This is a genomic window from Saccharospirillum impatiens DSM 12546 (genome assembly GCF_000423605.1).
Lineage (GTDB): Bacteria > Pseudomonadota > Gammaproteobacteria > Pseudomonadales > Natronospirillaceae > Saccharospirillum > Saccharospirillum impatiens.
Window position 1 is genome coordinate 89,431 of record NZ_AUIH01000010.1, and the last position, 16,994, is coordinate 106,424.

The 16,994-nt window shown below is 56.6% G+C and carries 12 protein-coding genes and 1 pseudogene; 9 read left to right on the forward strand and 4 right to left on the reverse strand.

The annotated features are described in order from the left end of the window. Nucleotides 1–6: 6 nt before the first annotated feature. Together G565_RS0109190 and G565_RS0109195 are read right to left on the reverse strand one after the other, a co-directional pair. A complete protein-coding gene (locus tag G565_RS0109190; protein WP_157600037.1) occupies nucleotides 7–519 on the reverse strand; it encodes a TRAP transporter small permease in 513 nt (170 codons plus the stop codon). A gap of 80 nt (nucleotides 520–599) precedes the next feature. Next, nucleotides 600–1,730, reverse strand: a complete 1,131-nt coding sequence (locus G565_RS0109195) for a C4-dicarboxylate TRAP transporter substrate-binding protein (RefSeq protein ID WP_028670659.1) — start codon at nucleotides 1,728–1,730, stop codon at nucleotides 600–602. A 385-nt stretch (nucleotides 1,731–2,115) separates the two neighbouring features. On the opposite strand from G565_RS0109195, the gene G565_RS0109200 reads away from it, so the two are divergent. The 8 genes from G565_RS0109200 (at nucleotide 2,116) to G565_RS0109235 (ending at nucleotide 12,942) form a co-directional block, all read left to right on the forward strand. After that, nucleotides 2,116–2,874: a crotonase/enoyl-CoA hydratase family protein gene (locus G565_RS0109200; protein ID WP_028670660.1), complete on the forward strand. Its 759-nt coding sequence runs from the start codon at nucleotides 2,116–2,118 to the stop codon at nucleotides 2,872–2,874. A 2-nt stretch (nucleotides 2,875–2,876) separates the two neighbouring features. Continuing rightward, nucleotides 2,877–4,139, forward strand: coding sequence for a thiolase family protein (locus G565_RS0109205; protein WP_037338530.1), 1,263 nt, complete (start codon nucleotides 2,877–2,879; stop codon nucleotides 4,137–4,139). Nucleotides 4,140–4,148: 9 nt separating this feature from the next. Continuing rightward, nucleotides 4,149–4,916 (forward strand): 3-hydroxyacyl-CoA dehydrogenase, encoded by a 768-nt coding sequence (locus G565_RS0109210; RefSeq protein ID WP_028670662.1) that lies wholly within the window; start codon nucleotides 4,149–4,151, stop codon nucleotides 4,914–4,916. Between the two features lie 4 nt (nucleotides 4,917–4,920). Further along, nucleotides 4,921–6,684: an acyl-CoA dehydrogenase gene (locus G565_RS23620; protein ID WP_051207685.1), complete on the forward strand. Its 1,764-nt coding sequence runs from the start codon at nucleotides 4,921–4,923 to the stop codon at nucleotides 6,682–6,684. A gap of 523 nt (nucleotides 6,685–7,207) precedes the next feature. After that, a complete protein-coding gene (locus tag G565_RS0109220) occupies nucleotides 7,208–9,052 on the forward strand; it encodes a feruloyl-CoA synthase (protein ID WP_028670663.1) in 1,845 nt (614 codons plus the stop codon). Nucleotides 9,053–9,063: 11 nt separating this feature from the next. Further along, on the forward strand, nucleotides 9,064–9,480 hold the full coding sequence (locus tag G565_RS0109225) for an acyl-CoA thioesterase (RefSeq protein WP_028670664.1): 417 nt from the start codon (nucleotides 9,064–9,066) through the stop codon (nucleotides 9,478–9,480). A 49-nt stretch (nucleotides 9,481–9,529) separates the two neighbouring features. Then, entirely contained in the window at nucleotides 9,530–11,188 is a 1,659-nt protein-coding gene (locus G565_RS0109230) for a tannase/feruloyl esterase family alpha/beta hydrolase (RefSeq protein ID WP_157600038.1), read from the forward strand. 425 nt (nucleotides 11,189–11,613) lie between these two features. Next, entirely contained in the window at nucleotides 11,614–12,942 is a 1,329-nt protein-coding gene (locus tag G565_RS0109235; RefSeq protein WP_028670666.1) for a DEAD/DEAH box helicase, read from the forward strand. 96 nt (nucleotides 12,943–13,038) lie between these two features. Here G565_RS0109235 and G565_RS23625 read toward each other — a convergent pair whose 3' ends face one another. Continuing rightward, nucleotides 13,039–13,731: a GGDEF domain-containing protein gene (locus tag G565_RS23625; protein ID WP_169579633.1), complete on the reverse strand. Its 693-nt coding sequence runs from the start codon at nucleotides 13,729–13,731 to the stop codon at nucleotides 13,039–13,041. After that, entirely contained in the window at nucleotides 13,688–13,975 is a 288-nt protein-coding gene (locus G565_RS0109245) for a CHASE4 domain-containing protein (RefSeq protein WP_169579634.1), read from the reverse strand. Before G565_RS0109245 ends, G565_RS23625 begins: the two co-directional genes overlap by 44 nt. A gap of 1,586 nt (nucleotides 13,976–15,561) precedes the next feature. On the opposite strand from G565_RS0109245, the pseudogene G565_RS27705 reads away from it, so the two are divergent. Beyond that, nucleotides 15,562–16,557: pseudogene (locus G565_RS27705) on the forward strand (methyl-accepting chemotaxis protein); the annotation flags it as partial. Between the last annotated feature and the right edge of the window lie 437 nt (nucleotides 16,558–16,994).

Below are 16,994 nucleotides of genomic sequence, written 5' to 3' on the forward strand. Positions count from 1 at the left end.
AAATCCTTACTCCGGGGCGTTTTGTGAGGGGTTGGTCAGGGTTGTGGCCAGACGAATCAGACACACCAGGCAAGCGAGACCGAACGAGATCGGAATAATGAAGTAGGTAGGCCAGACAGGCATGGGGAAATCGAGGGACATGATATAGGCACCGCGTTCAAACTGTTCGACGGCCTTGGACCAGGTCGCCACCATGAAAATGAAATAGATCACTAATGAAATTACCGCCACCAGCACATCAGTCCAGGCTTTGAACGTCTCACCCAATACATCGCTGACGGCTTCGACCGCGATCATATTGCGCTGATGCTCCACCCAGGCCAGTGGCAGTAGCGCCAGTGTGATCATGTAGTAGCGGGTCACCAGTTCAAGCGTAGCGGGAATGGAGTACGACAGGGTGCTGCGCAGCACTACATCGGCGGTTACGTGGATCAGCATGGCCGCAATGCCCAGCGTGCCCAGTAACGCAAGAGCCCGGGACAACTGATCGGCCAGGCGATTCAATCCGGAAATCGACATTGGGTTATTCGCTCACCTACAGTTAAAAAAGGCGAGGTCCGGTTGACCAGACCTCGCCAAGTGCTTAAGACAACAACCGGTTACTGAACACCGTAGGTGGAAAAGTCGACATTTGCCCAGACTTCGTCGTTCACACGGGCGGCAATGGCTTCGGGGTCGTTATCCAGTTCAATGGCGATAGCGGTCCACTTGTCGACCAGGGTAGTGAACTGGTCCAGCTTGGCTTCCACGTTTTCAAGGCCATAGCGCGACTCGGCATCGGCGATAACCTGAGCCATGTCGGCCTCTGCAAAAGCGGCGGTTGCATCGAGCAGACCCTGGCTGGGTTGCACAAATTCGATCCCTTCACTGCGGGCCAGTGCCTCGGCCTCAGCGGGCATTTCATGAGCCCAACGCTGAGTCGCCAGGGCACTCGACAGGCTGGATGACTCCGCCAGCATCTTGCGATCGGCTTCGCTCAGGCGCGACCAGGTATTGCGGCCAAAGGCGTGCGAAATGGTGGAGTGGTAGGTGCCCAAACGGATTGTGGTGATGTGGGTGATGACATCGTCCAGACGGAAGGAGATCAGATCCGCCGAGGAGGCGATGGTGCCGTCCAGAATGCCCTGGGAGATGGCTTCGAAGGTCTCACCGACCGAGGTGTTCGACGGTGATGCACCCAAAGAGCTGGCCCAGCGGGAATATTGCGGGTTGCCGGCACGCAGACGCAGGCCCTGCAGGTCATCGACGTCGCTGACCGGTTCTGTGGTCAGTAACTGATAGAGGTCAGACGCATGGCTGCTGGTATAGACCACGCCCAGGTTTTTCAGGTTGTCCTGGCAGTCGGCACAGTTAACGATGTAGTCGGTCATCGCTGCGCCCATGGCCTGAGAGTTGGTGCCGCTGAATGAGAGGTCGCCGACCAGGTTGATTTCAGGCAGATCTGCCGGGAAATAAGCGGGCAGGAACATGCCAGCATCAGCCAGGCCGCTGGTGACGGCGTTGCGCATGTTGCCGAGGTTGGCCACTTCGGTGCCCAGAATGGACCCGGTCATGCGGCTGCCGGTTTTCTCGGCCATCTGGTCCTGGAAGCTGGTGAACAGCGGAGTGTGCCCCGGGTGGGCAGGGGGTGTGCCTGGCGCCAGACGCAGGGATTCGGCGTTGGCCTGAGCAGCAAACGCCAGCGCAGCGGCGCTCAGGGTCAGGGTGGCAATCAGTTGGGGAGTACGCATCAGGTTAACCTCATTTGTATCTTGTTGTATTTGTGGGTGGTGCGTCGTGCAGTTTGCGTGTGGTTCGAGCAGCGCGGTCAGGCGCTGTGCAAAATCTGTGTTGTTTATGTCATAGATAGTTGTGTTTATCAACATTAATTCGGTGGGTAACGGTGACTGGCCTTGTTGAAGTCTGATGCCCGGAAGCCCGTAGAATCGGCTTTATGCCCCTCCATAGAGCGATTTGTTGTAATCAAATCCCGGCTTATCGCCAAATATGCTTAAAAATAAATTGTTTACAAACACAACAATTAATCGGTAGTCTTGAGCCATCTTATACATCTGACAGGTTCGGGCGGTGACGACTCACCACCGGGCACTGCCAGCCCGAACAGGATGGACACCGATGACCGACACCGCACTGGTAACGCTGGCTATAAACGACGGCATTGCGCACATCCGTCTCAACCGTCCGGCTAAACACAATGCCATCAATGATGCCCTGCTGCTTGAACTGGAAGCTCTGTTCAGCCCGTTGGACGACTCGGTTCGGGTCGTATTGCTGACCGGCGAGGGCGACAACTTCTGTGCCGGTCTGGATCTGGCCGAACACCAGGCCCGGGAGCCCTTTGAGGTGGTGCGTCATTCACAAATGTGGCATCGGGTATTCGGCAAGATGACCAACGCCGGCATTCCCATTGTTGCTGTGTTGAAAGGCGCGGTGATCGGGGGCGGTCTGGAACTTGCGGCTACCGCCCACGTGCGCGTTGCCGAAGATTCCACCTTTTTCCGCCTGCCCGAAGGCCGTCACGGTATTTTTGTGGGTGGCGGTGCGTCAGTGCGAGTGGCGGGTGTCATCGGTTCGGGACGCATGACGGAAATGATGCTCACCGGCCGCACCCTGAGCGCAGATGAAGGCGAGCGCCTCGGCCTGGCCCACTATCGCGTTGGCCCGGGTGAGGGCGAAGCCAAAGCGATGGAACTGGCGCAGAGCATCGCCCAGAATTCCGCGCTGTCGAACTGGGCCATGGTCAGTGCCATGAGCCGCATCGACAGCATGTCGATGGACGACGGGCTTTTTACCGAATCGCTGGTCGCGGGCATGACCCAGACCAATCCCGAGGTTCAGGCCCGTATAGGCCAATTTCTGAACAGGAAGAAATGATCATGACCAACAACACCTATCAGGCTTCCGAGCGCGATGCGCTGCTATCCAGCTACGACGACATCTGGCTGGTCGACGGCCGACGTACGCCCTTCGCTGACTATTGCGGCGAACTGCGTGAAGTCTCACCGATCGATCTGGGCATTTATGCCGCTCGTGCCGCCTTCGAGCACAGCGGCATTCCGGCGAGCGATGTCGATGCCGTGATCGCCGGCAGCGTCGCCCAGGCCAGTTTCGATGCCTTTATGTTGCCACGCCACATTGGCCTGTATTCCGGCGTCAAACAGACCGCGCCCTCCCTGCTGGTGCACCGGTTATGCGCCACTGGCTTCGAAGCCATTCTGACGGCCGCCGACCAGATCAAGCTCGGCAAGGCGAAGCTGGTGCTTTGCGCCGGGGCTGAGTCGATGTCGCGCAACCCGGTGGCGTCCTACACCCAGCGCGCCGGCTTCAAGCTCGGTCAGGTCGGGTTCGGTGATTTCCTCTGGGAAGCGATGATCGATACCGCGCCGGACATGGCCATGGGCCACACCGCCGAAGAACTCGCCAAGCGCTACGGCATCAGCCGGGCCGAAGTCGACGACTACGCCGCGCGCAGTTTTGCAGCGGCCATCGATGCCTGGGACAGGGGCTTTTACGACGATGAAGTGGTGTCGGTAACCAACGCTGACTTCCCGCTGGAAGGCTACAAAAATCGCGGCCTCAAGTTGTCGGACCGGAAACAAAGTTTCGACCGTGACGGCCACGTTCGCCCAAGCCCGCTCGAGATCCTGAGCAAGTTGCGCCCGGCCTTTGGCGGCGTACAGACCGGCGGCAACTCTTCGGCCATTGTCGACGGCGCTGCGGCGGTGCTGGTTGCCTCGGGCGACTACGTGCGGGCGCACGGTTTGAAACCACTGGCGCGCATTGTCGGCGGTTCGGTGGTGGGCGTACCGCCGGAAATCATGGGCATCGGCCCGGCCCCGGCGATCAGCAGTGTGCTGGCCAGCCAGAAAATGTCACTGACCGATGTCGGTCGTATCGAAATCAATGAGGCTTTCGGGGCCCAGTACCTGGCTTGCGAACGCGAACTCGGGCTGGATCGCACCAAAGTAAACGTCAACGGCGGCGCCATCGCCATTGGCCACCCACTGGGTGTAACCGGCGTGCGTCTGACCCATACCGTTGCCCGCCAACTGAAAGAAAGCGGCGAGCAGTTTGGCATTTCTTCGGCCTGCGCCGGCGGTGGCCAGGGCATTTCGGTATTGCTGGAAAACGCGGGCTAAGGGGCGACTATGAAGCTATCAGACATCAACGCCCTGGTTACCGGCGCCAGTTCCGGGCTTGGCGAGGCCGTCGCAAGGCATCTGGTTAAAGCCGGAGCCCGGGTCTTACTGGCAGACGTGAACGATGAAGCCGGCGAACGGCTCGCGGCTGAACTGGGCGACAAGGCATTCTTCGTACACACCGACATCACCGACGAGGCTCAGGTAAGCAGCACCATCGCCGAACTGCAGCAGCACTGGGGGCCGCTGAACACCCTGGTCAACTGCGCGGGCATTCCTGGTGCTGAACGCGTGCTGGGCCGCAAGGGTGTGCACCGGCTGGAGACGTTCCAGCGTGCGATTCAGGTGAACCTGATCGGAACGTTCAACGTGATTCGGCTGGCCGCCGAAGCGATGCAGCATGCGCCACCCAACGATGGGCTGGAGCAGGGCGTCATCATCAACACAGCCTCGGTCGCAGCCTACGATGGCCAGATCGGGCAGGCCGCCTACGCAGCCTCCAAGGGCGGCATCGTCAGTATGACCCTGCCACTGGCGCGGGAGCTGTCGGCCTTTGGCATCCGCGTGATGACCATAGCACCGGGCCTGTTCAAAACCCCGATGATGTCGGTGTTGCCGGAAGAGGTGCAGCAATCACTCGGCGATTCAGTGCCCTTCCCCGCGCGCCTGGGCGAGCCGGAAGAATTTGCCGCGCTCGCCGCCCATATTCTGGAAAACCCCATGCTCAATGGCGAGACCATTCGCCTCGACGGCGCGCTGCGCATGGCACCGAGGTAACCTCATGACGGCCTATCACGCTCCGGTTAATGACATTCGCTTCGGCTTGCAGCACCTGATCGGCCGGGATCGGCTGAATCAATTGCCAGCCTGTGCCGCACTTGATGATGAGTTGATGTTCGCCATCGTCGATGAAGCCGCCCGGTTTGCCGAGCAGGTTCTGGCCCCTTTAAACGCACCGGGCGATCGTCAGGGGTGTCGGCTCGACCAGGGTCGCGTTACGACTCCGGATGCCTGGGCGGATGCCTACGCGCAATTTCGCGAAGCCGGCTGGCCCGGCCTCTGTTTACCGGAATCGTTGGGCGGTCAGGCACTGCCGAAGGTACTGGCAACGGCTGTCACCGAAGCCTGGCAGGGCGCCAACCTGGCGTTCAGTCTGATTCAACCCCTGACCGAGGGCGCCGTTGAAGCTCTGCTGGCCAGTGGCGACACCAAGCTGTTGGAACAGTATGGCGAGCGTCTGGTCAGTGGCGACTGGACGGCCACCATGGCGCTGACGGAACCGGCCGCTGGGTCGGACCTCGGCCTGATGAAAACCAGAGCCGTGCCCGATGAAAACGGCGGTTACCGCCTGTTCGGCCAAAAGCTGTACATCACCTACGGCGAACACGATTTTACCGAACGCAAGTTGCATCTGGTGCTGGCCCGCCTGCCGGATGCACCTTCCGGCAGCAAAGGCATTTCCCTGTTTGCCGTGCCCAGTCATCTCGATTCAGACAACGGCGATGTGCAACCGAACGAGGTGCTGTGCACGGGCATCGAACACAAACTTGGCCTGCATGGCAGCCCGACCTGTTCACTGCAACTGGGCGCAAAACAGGGCGCCTGGGGCCAATTGATTGGCGAACCCAATCGCGGCCTAGCGGTGATGTTCGTGATGATGAATGAAGCCCGGCTGAGTGTCGGCTTGCAGGGCGTCGCCGTCGGCGAGCGTGCTTACCAGGCCGCGCTTGAATGGGCGCAGGATCGTCAGCAAGGTCGCCATGTGGAAACCGGCGAAAGCCCGGTTGCGCTGGTCGAACACCCGGATATCCGTCGTCTGTTGCTCGGTATGCGCAGTCGATTGTTCGCCGCAAGAATGCTCGGTCTGCATTTGGGCTACCAGGTCGATTGCGCTCGCGAGAGCAGTCATCCGAATACCCGGCAGGCGCAACAGGAACTCGATCTGCTGACGCCGATTTTTAAAGCCCACGTCACGGAACTGGCAAATCGTCTGGCCGGTGATGCGATTCAGATTTTCGGCGGCATGGGGTTCATTGAAGAGACCGGCGTTGCCCAGTTCTACCGTGACCTTCGCATCAGCACCATTTACGAAGGGACCACTGGCATACAGGCGCAGGATTTCCTGTTCAGAAAACTGCAGCGCGACAACGGCGAGGTTTTTTTCGATTGGCTGAACCGGGTAAAAACGAGCATTCAACCGCTCAGCGACCACGCGACCGGTTCATCGGACTGGGCGTTGCTGACGCGCAAGGCAGATTTGTTACGCAACACCGTCCGTGACTTGCTGGAACAACAATCAAGCAACGCAACGTTAATGCATGCAGCCTCCGTCGCCGTGCTGGAAGCCACCGGTGTTCTGGCCCTCGGCTGGCAACTGGCCCTGTCAGTACTGGCCGCCGACAACGAGACAGTAACAGCCAAAGAAAAAAACAACATCCAGGCACTGCTGGCGTTTTACTGCGCCCACCATTTACCAGAAATACGCGTACACCTGGACCGCGTTCAACATGCGGACAAAGGCATCCGCGAGTATGAGTTTGGTTAGCATCAACGCCATGAGTCATTGCTCAAGTATCGGAGTTCAGTTTGGCGTCGGTGCCGTGAGTTCGTGCCAGCCACCGGGTAGACCTATCCGGGGTCGGCGTAAACCCATCCATGGGGCCTAGACCGTAGCATCCATGCTACGGACTACCCCGGATAGGTCTACCCGGTAGCCAGCACTCAAAGTGGTGCCAACTCCAATACTTGAGCAATTGGGGCAGGTGGTTTCTTTGCGCAAAACAATAGAGAAATTTAGTGGCCCAGTTCATTTAGTTGGTTTTTCGTGACTGGATAAAAAAAGTTAAAGGCGGCAATAATAGAGGGTTGCAGGGGCGTTTCACGCAGTAGCGGGCAGGACGCCCGCGTGCCGTTTGGCGGCACAGGGATGTGCCTCCAAAACGGTACGGAGTGAAGCGGGCCTGCAACCCGAACCATTGCCACCGAATAAAATTCAACGTCAACCACAGTAAACACTCTCGCTCCAAATCAAAAAAGAGCCGTGAGACATAAAACAAGAAGGTGAGACCATGGCAACAGGTTACCGCGATATAGAAATTGGTCAGACGACGGCGAAGCTGTCGCAGCGTCCGGATGGTACTCAGGTGTTGGAGACGGTTGAGCAACTGCCGGATTATCCCGATACCCTGATTGAACGACTGGATCACTGGGCCAGCGTTGCGCCTGACCGGGTGTTTGTTGCCCAACGCAATGCCGATGGTGAATGGGAGAGCGTTACCTATCGTGAAACGCTGAACCGGGTTCGTGCATTGTCTCAGGCTTTGCTGGATATGAATCTTACGCCAGAGCGGCCGTTGGCCATTTTAAGTGGTAACAGCACCGAGCATTTGCTGCTGGCCCTGGCGGCCATGTATGTGGGCATTCCCTATGCGCCACTGTCGCCCGCTTATTGCCTGATCAGCAAAGATTTTGGCAAGGCCAAATACATCTGCGAACTGCTGACGCCCGGCGCTTTTTTTGTCGATACCGCCAGCGATTATGGCGACGCACTCAACGCCATCGCCGCAGATGATGCCCAGGTGATAGCGTTGGATGACACCGGTTACACCGGCGCAGCACGACCGTTCAGCAGCCTGATGTCGACACCGGTTACCGATGCAGTTGATCAGGCGCATGCCGAATTAACGCCCGATACCATTGCCAAGTTTTTGTTTACCTCCGGTTCAACCGGCATGCCCAAAGGGGTGATCAACACCAACCGGATGCTGGCATCGAATCAGGAAATGCTGGCGGCGGTGATGCCGTTTCTGAAAAAGGAACCGCCGGTATTGCTCGACTGGTTGCCGTGGAACCACACCTTCGGTGGTAACCACAACGTTGGCATCGTGTTGTACAACGGTGGCACCTTATACATCGACGATGGCAAGCCAACACCGGCTTTGTTTGAGCACACGATTCGCAACCTGCAGGAAATTTCACCGACGGTGTATTTCAACGTGCCCAAGGGCTTTGAATTACTGGCCGATCGACTCGAACAGGACAAAGCCCTGTGCGACCGTTTTTTCCGCGATCTGAATCTAATGTTCTTTGCCGGTGCCGGCCTGGCCCAGCACGTGTGGGACAAGCTCGACAGCCTGGCCATTCAATCGATTGGCGCCAAGGTCGGCATGCTCACCGGCCTGGGTGCGACAGAGACGGCACCTTCGGCCATGTTTGCCTCGCTGGAAGAATCCCAATCCGGGGTGATTGGTCTGCCAGCGCTCGGCGTCAGCGTCAAACTGGTGCCCAATGGCGGCAAGCTGGAGTGTCGGGTCAAAGGGCCGAATGTGATGCCCGGCTATTGGCGCCAGCCAGATGTGACGGCCAAGGTGTTTGATGAAGAAGGCTTCTATTGCCTGGGTGATGCCGCCAAATTCATTGACCCGAACGAACCGCAACGCGGCATGAAATTCGATGGCCGCATCTCTGAAGACTTCAAACTCAACACCGGCACCTGGGTCAGTGTTGGCCCCTTGCGTGCTCGCATTATCGATGCCGGAGCCCCGGTGGTTCAAGACGTTGTTATTGCCGGTCTGGATCAGGCGTTTGTGTCAGCCATGGTGTTTCCGGAGCGGGAACAGTGCCGGGCGCTTGCCGGTTTGCCAGCGGATGCTGATATCAGCGAGGTTGTGAATCATCCGGCTGTCGTTGAACGGTTCAGGCAACTGTTGCGCGACCTCAAAGCCAGCAGCACCGGCAGTTCGACCCGGGTTGACCGGCTGGTTTTGCTCACTGAATTGCCCCGGCTCGATGCCCACGAAATCACCGATAAAGGCTCCATCAACCAGCGCTCAGTATTGGAAAATCGCGCACAAACGGTCGCCGACCTTTATCAACCCACCCCTTCACCGGCTGTAATCCGGCTGACCGACTAAAGGATCACCGCATGCTCATCAATCGTCATACACAAACCATCGAATGGGGTGACTGCGACCCGGCCGGTATCGTGTTCTACCCGCGCTATTTTGCCTACTTCGATGCCTGCACCGGTAAGTTGTTCGCCAAAGCGGGCTTTCCGAAATTCAACATGCTCAAGCAGTTCGACATGGTCGGCATTCCCATGGTCGATACCCGTTCGAAATTCTATATCCCGTCGCATTTCGGTGAAGAGGTGGTGATTGAATCGACCATCACCGAATTCCGGCGCAGCAGTTTCGATGTGCACCACCGTATCCTCAAAGGCGATGCCCTGGCGGTAGAAGGGTTTGAAACCCGGGTCTGGGTTGGGCGTGATCCGGACGATAGCGACAAGATCAAGTCTCAGCCGATTCCCCGTGAAGTAATAGAGGCGTTTAACCGCTGATCTGTTTTCGATGGAAGTCCCCACTCAATAAAAACAAAAGGACAACAGTATGAAACTGACCAAAACCCTGATAACCGGTTTGTGTCTGGCCGGTTCAGCCCCCGCCTTTGCGGCGAGTCTGGCCTGCACTGACAACAGCGCTGCGGCACTCGACACGGCAGACTTAACCGTCACCGGAATCGAGTTTGTGGCAAACAGTGAAACGTTTGGCATCGAACACTGCCACATAACAGGTGCCACTCACGCCCATACCGGCGTGGACGGCAACGACTACGCCATCAACTTCGAACTGCGCTTGCCCTCACAATGGAACCAGCGGTTTGTGCACCAGTTCAATGGCGGCAACGATGGCTCCGTCGTTCCTGCCGTGGGTGAGCTGAAAGGCGGTGATGAATCCGACACCGCTTTGCGCCGCGGTTATGCCGTCGTCTCCAGTGATGCCGGGCACAGCGGTGATGCGAATCCCGAGGCAGGCCTGGCCGGAGGCGCGCGGTTCGGGTTCGATCCCGAAGCCCGTCGTGATTACGGCTACTCGGCCGTCAGCAAGCTGGACCCGCTGGCCAAAGCCATGGTTGAGAGGTTTTACGACGACACCATTGAATACGCCTACGGTGTTGGTGGCTCCAACGGCGGTCGTCACGCCCTGGTCGCTGCGACGCGCATGCCCGAAGCATTCGATGGTTTCCTGGTTGGCTACCCCGGTCTGAACCTGCCGCGGGCCGCCGTGCAACATGCCTGGGATATCCAGGCATTCAAAGCCATCAACGGCGACGTACGAACCGCCTATTCACGCGACGATCTAACCCGGGTAGCCGACGGCATTCTCGCCGCTTGCGATGACCTGGACGGACTCGAAGACGGCTACATCGGCGACACAGACGCCTGCCAAACAGCCTTCAACATCGAATCATTGCAGTGCGATGCCGCCATGGCCGAAGGTTGCCTTAGCGCCGCCCAGGTCGCAGCCCTGAAAGCCATTCACGCCGGACCAACCAACTCTCAGGGCGTACCCCTGTACAGCGACTGGCCCTGGGATTCTGGCATCGGCTCCGGTGACTGGCGCTTCTGGAAACTGGAAACGCCGATCCCGCCCTGGAATAACCAACCACTGATCGGCGTCATGGGTGCCGCTTCTCTGGCACAACTGTTTACCACCCCGCCAACCGAGGTCGCCGGAACGCCGCAGGCACTTGAGCAGTACCTGCTCGACTTCGATTTCGACAGCGATGCGCCCAAAATTTACGCCACCACCGAGCGCTACTCAGAATCCGCCATGGACTACATGACCCCGCCCGACTCGGAAAACCCAATGCTGACCGATTTTCAGGCGCAGGGCGGCAAGATGGTCATTTTCCACGGAGTCAGCGACCCGGTGTTCTCGGTCAATGACACCACAAACTGGTACCAGAAGCTCGACGCCAACAACAACGACCAGGCAGAAGATTTCGCGCGATATTACCGCGTACCCGGTATGCCACACGGTGCCGGCGGACCTACGGTGGATGATTTCGACTTCTTCACCGCCCTGGTCGACTGGGTTGAACAGGACAACGCTCCGGAAGACATCATCGCCAGCGTAATGCCCGGTAATGAAGAAGCCGTGGCACGCCTCGGTGACGTCGAACGCAAGCTATGCCCCTACCCCCAGGTAGCCCGGTATCAGGGCGGTCGTGCGAGTTCTGCGGCGAGTTTTGCCTGCCAGGAATAACCACCCACTGGCTAACCCTCGCCTTTAACAAGGGCGAGGGTATATTTGCTATTTCATGAGTCGAACAACATGAGTTGGGAATTCGCGAATAGTTAACCACGGGGCTACTTAGGACCACCAGGTACGCCTTCTGGAGGTCGTGAGACAGCATGGATGCTGTCTTCGAGCCCCCATGGAAGGGTTTACGGCGTACCTTCAGCAGGCGTACCTGGTGGTCCGACAGCCACCTGGTCTATGGTAACCACCTGGTTGAATTACCCTGCGAATTTCTAACTCATGACGCCACCTGGCTAATTACTACCCAATCATGGCGTTGTAACGTCGCTTCCTGTAAGCTGCACCGCCGCTCGAAAACGGGCGCCGCGACCTGCCTGTTAAAAGGATGGGTCACCCATCTTTTCTTTTAAATAGAGAACCTCCGAACTATGAGCTTTGCCTCTCTCGGCCTGTCATTGCCGCTGCAAAAAGCAGTTGCTGACCAAGGCTACGATACCCCGTCACCCATTCAGGCCCAGGCGATTCCCGCCGTACTGTCCGGCCGTGATGTGATGGCCGCTGCCCAAACGGGCACCGGCAAAACCGCAGGCTTTACCCTGCCTCTGCTGCAACGTCTTGCCGATGGCGAACGTGCCCGCAGCAACAGCACCCGTGCGCTGATCCTGACCCCAACTCGTGAACTGGCCGCTCAGATTCAGGAAAGCGTGGTCACCTATGGCCGTCACCTGAACCTCAGCTCAACCGTTGTCTTCGGTGGCGTCAAAATCAACCCACAGATGATGGCGCTGCGCAAAGGCGCTGACATCCTGGTGGCAACACCGGGTCGTCTGCTCGACCTGTTTAACCAGCGTGCCGTCAACTTCAAGCAACTGGAAGTGCTGGTGTTGGACGAAGCCGACCGCATGCTCGACATGGGCTTCATTAACGACATCAAGAAAATTCTGGCCGTGCTGCCAAAAGAACGTCAGAACCTGCTGTTCTCTGCGACATTTTCTCCGGAAATTCGCACACTGGCCAAAGGCCTGGTGAACGACCCGGTCGAAATCTCCGTAACGCCGCGCAACACCACAGCGGCAACGGTGACACAGGAAGTTCACCCGGTGGATAAAAAGCGCAAGCCTGCCCTGCTGGCGAAGCTGATTCACGACGGTGGCTGGCAACAGGCTCTGGTGTTTACTCGCACCAAGCATGGCGCCAACAAGCTGACTGAGTTTCTGGAAAAGAACGACATCCGTGCTGCTGCCATCCACGGCAACAAGAGCCAGGGTGCTCGTACCAAAGCTTTGGCAAATTTCAAAGCCGGTAAAGTCAGCATTCTGGTCGCGACCGATATCGCCGCCCGGGGTCTGGACATCGACCAGCTGCCGCAAGTGGTCAACTTCGACCTGCCCAACATCGCCGAAGATTACGTGCACCGCATCGGTCGCACCGGCCGCGCCGGCGCGTCAGGTAAAGCGATTTCGCTGGTCAGCGCCGACGAAGCGGATTTTCTGGCGGGTATCGAGAAGCTGACCAGTCAGCGTATCGAACGCACAGAAGTTGAAGGCTTCGAGCCCGATCAGCGGGTTCCCGAAGGCCGCGCCAGCAGCAAACGCCCAGCCAGCAGCTCGCGGCCCAAGCGTCCGCAGTCTGGCAACAATGGCCAGGGGCGTTCAGCCGGTGATCGTAATGATCGCCGTACTGATTCCTCTACCAGCAAGCCCAGCGTACGCCGCAAACCAAGACCTGCGCGCTCGCGCAGTTCCGCCACGGCTTGATGCGAGAGCGGTTGCCGGGCCGCGGTGCGCGCCCGGCAACCCTGACTCTGCTACCCGTTTCCTTGTTCGTTTTTCGCCGTATTCACTGCCGGCAGGTCAACTGAACTCTTTGCTGCCGTCGCACAGCCGGTTGCGGCCAAGTTTCTTGGCGCGGTAAAGGGCTTCGTCAGCGTTCTGAATCAGGTCACGGACCGATAGCGCCTCCTCAGGAATGATAGAAGAGACACCAATGCTGATGGTCAGCCAACCATTGTGTTCGCTGTGTGCATGCACTATGTGTTCTTCCTTAATTTTGCGCATTAATTGCAAGCCAAGCTGGACAGCGTTTTCACGTTCCGTACCCGGAAGAATGATCAGGAACTCTTCACCGCCATAGCGAGCCGCCATATCTGAAGCTCGCTGAGTGATGGAGGAGAAAACGAAAGCTACCTGGCGCAGACAATCGTCACCCGCCTGATGCCCATATTGGTCGTTGTATTCCTTAAACCGGTCGATGTCGATCAGCAAGATAGATATGGGCGCTTGCCTGCGGCGCAGTATGCTCCACTCTCGCGTCAGTTTGCGCTCCAATGCCATGCGATTATAGAGGCCAGTCAGAGCATCTTTCTCCGACAACGATTTCAGCTCCCAATTGGCTTGTTTCAAATGGGCTTGAGCGTCGACCAGGTGGTGATGCTTAATTTCAAGTTGATGGTTGGTTGCATGCAGTGCCCGGGTTTTATGCTCAACCGTTTTCATGAGCGCATTAAACTCCATGGCCAATTGGCCCACCTCGTCGCGGCTCGTCACCGGAGTTCTCCGAGTATAGGTTGGATTCCACATAGGCGGTATTTCGATTTTCGGCAAAGGCGTAGGTATCGTCCCAGGCAGACCAGTCATAAACGGTTGCGTCGATCCGGGCCAGCTCAACCGAAAACCGGTTGGAAACCCGGTCGACATTCAGGCGGGCGTATTGATCCTCAAGTTGCTTGAACTCCGCGAAAACCAACAATCGCTGTAGCCCATACATCGAAAGCCCAAGGAGCAAAGCCATACAAATTATCGCGGTGGTTACCTTGAAGGATATAGACATCAACTTGCTCCAGCCTTGATAATCCGCGCACAGAACTGCGATAACAGCCTGATCACCGCTTCCAGATTAGACCATTGGGCGTTCCCACGCTGACCACGAAAGAAGAGTAGCACAGAGGCTACCTGGCATTAGTAGAGAAACGATCATGGCGATTTGTGCTGCATGAAACGTCAGGCTGGAACGGTTGACCATTCGCTTTATCTGATCAGGTTTAGTATTGAACATCTACGTCGGCTTGCTCGGTGACCCTAATGCTGAATCAGAATTCTGAGGTGAGCTGTTTGCCTGTAGCTGAGACGTGGCGTGCTGACTCCTGGGGCTGCTGGACCACTTTTTACTCTACGGCATACTTCTGGAATTTCAAGCGGTTACCCAACAACCAAAGATCGCTCAGATAAATTGTCTGATGAGTCAGGTTAATACGTTCACCTGTTTAGTCGTTACCTCCCATAAGGGGCTTTGAAATTCGTTGTGCAGGCAGTGACCTGACTGTTTCGAAGAAACGGATGTTTGATGGGTCAATCATGCCCCGAGAATTTAAGGTAAAACCCAGGCCGCGCACCGAAATGGCGCATGCTTCTTGCGTGATCGATAGCTCACTTCTGCATTAAATCCCATTAAAAATGTGAACCAGATCACATTATAAGACTTAAATCACCTTGGATTACTAATTTACACAGCGATTTTCCAGCTGCTCGGAAGGGGTTGCTGAGTATCGATAAATGAGACTTTCTTTATTGCCTGGAGACTCTTAGTTGAGTTCCGGGCAAAAACTGTCACATTTTTGAACCCTTGCTGAGTTTCGATCGTCAGGAAAATGTCGGTAAGACTGTCCAGCGTAAAATGTGACCCATTAGCCTAGCCTCCACTGTGTGTTTTTAGCTGATAGGCTTAAAAGAGTAGGTGAATCAAGGTGTTTCACCAGATTATTAAGCAGGACAGAAGAGATGATCGATCGATTAACCCAGCCTATATATAACCTGTCAACGCGCATGAAACTCTTTGCCGGTTTTGGATTAATCCTTCTGCTGACCGTCAGTATTGCGGTTACCGGGTTCCAGAACCTCAATGTGGTTGCTGAAGAATACCAGCGATTGAGATTGCTGGATTCATTAAGCGCACGCATGGCCAATGCCCGGATTGCCGAAAAGAACTATATTATCCGGCAACAACAGCGTTATCTCGATGAAAAGGAAGTGTTGCTGGACGATATTCGTAACGAAGCGAATTTCATGTTGGATACAACGGATGATCCAGTTACCCGAACAGTCATGATGACGGTTTTTGAAGATTTGGAGTCTTATGAAGCTGACTTCGAACTTTTGATTGAAGGTATGCAAAACAACGCCAGTGACGCTGAAATGGATCAGTTTAACGAAGCGTTGCTCACCAGTGCACGTGATTTGGAGGAGGTCATCAACGAGTACGCGCAGGCGCGGGAGTTTGAGATCACTCAGATCATTCAGCGAGCTGAATTAGTGATTATCGCAGCGGCTTTGATCGCGCTTGTGCTGGGGGTGCTCATTACCATTGTGATCACCGCGATGATCAGCAAACCTCTCTCGCAGCTGGTCGCAGTAATGAAGGAGCTGGCGGCCGGCAATCTCGATCAGGTATTGGTTACCAAACGATCCGATGAGATTGGCGTTTTGATGACAAGTACCAATGCCACTATTCAGAGTCTGCAGCAGTTGATCGGACGACTGGGAGAGGGCATCACTCAGTTGGCCTCTTCCAGTGAGCAAATGTCAGCGGTTGCCCAGGAAAATACCCGCCTGATTACCGAGCAGAAAAATGAGACTGACCAGGTGGCGACGGCCATGAACGAGATGACGGCCACGGTGCGCGAAGTCGCGCAGAACGCCGAAGAGGCCTCCAGTTCTGCCGAGCAATGCGAGCAGTTGACTCGTGAAGGCGGTGAGCTGGTGCGCAACAATATTCTGCAGACCGAAGAACTGGCCGACGAGGTTGCCGCTGCCACTCAGGCGATCATAGAGCTTAAGGCTGACTGCGATAAGATCGGTACGGTGCTGGATGTGATCGCCGGCATTGCCGAGCAAACGAATTTGCTGGCGTTGAACGCGGCCATTGAAGCGGCCCGTGCTGGCGAAGCCGGACGAGGCTTTGCGGTAGTGGCGGATGAAGTGCGCGGGCTGTCTAAGCGTACCCAGGACTCTACCGAGCAGATTGAAGCGCTGATCAACAATCTGCAGAAAAATGCGGAGCAAACGGCTGAGAAAATGAAGTTAAGTTCCGAGCGGGCTGAGGCGACCAAAGGCCCGGCAACCCAAGCTCGTGAGGCGTTCAAGTCGATTACTGCGGCGGTTACTCAGATACAGGCAATGAACCAGCAGATAGCGGCGGCGGTCACGGAACAAAGCGCCGTAGCCGAAGAGATCAACAGAAGCATTCTGACCATCTCGGAATCCGCCGATCAGTCAGCAACGGCCAGTGAGGAGACCCTGCAGGCGAATCAGGAACTGAGTCGACTGGGTGTCGACCTGCAGGAGCTTTCCGGCAAATTTCAACTCGGGTCGAGCTAGTCGTGTTTTATGCAAGTTTTATCGGTACTCAAGCCGAAGGAGGTGGAGTTGGCACTGTCAACGCAGGCTACTCTATTGCTCCGCGGCTGGGTATCGTGAGGGGGTCCGAACCCTGAACCCAAGTCCCGAACGATAAGGCACCCGCTTCTCTTGAGAGTCACTTCTCCCGCATTACCCTTAATCCTGGTCAGCCGACTAATCACCTTTGCGCATTGCTGTAGCCTGATCTATACATGTTACTGCTTGTGCCTAATCGGTGGCTTTTTGAGTTTCGCAAGAAAAGCGCGTGCTTTGAGCTATCGTCTGTTTAAGGTTTTAACAGGCGCGCCGAAAACCCAGAGGTCGTCGAGTCTCAGTGCTGTGCGTATCTTGAACTATGTAGATGATTCTCAGGGCAAGTTCGACGGTTTGTAGGATATTTCAACCCGGGTTTTGGC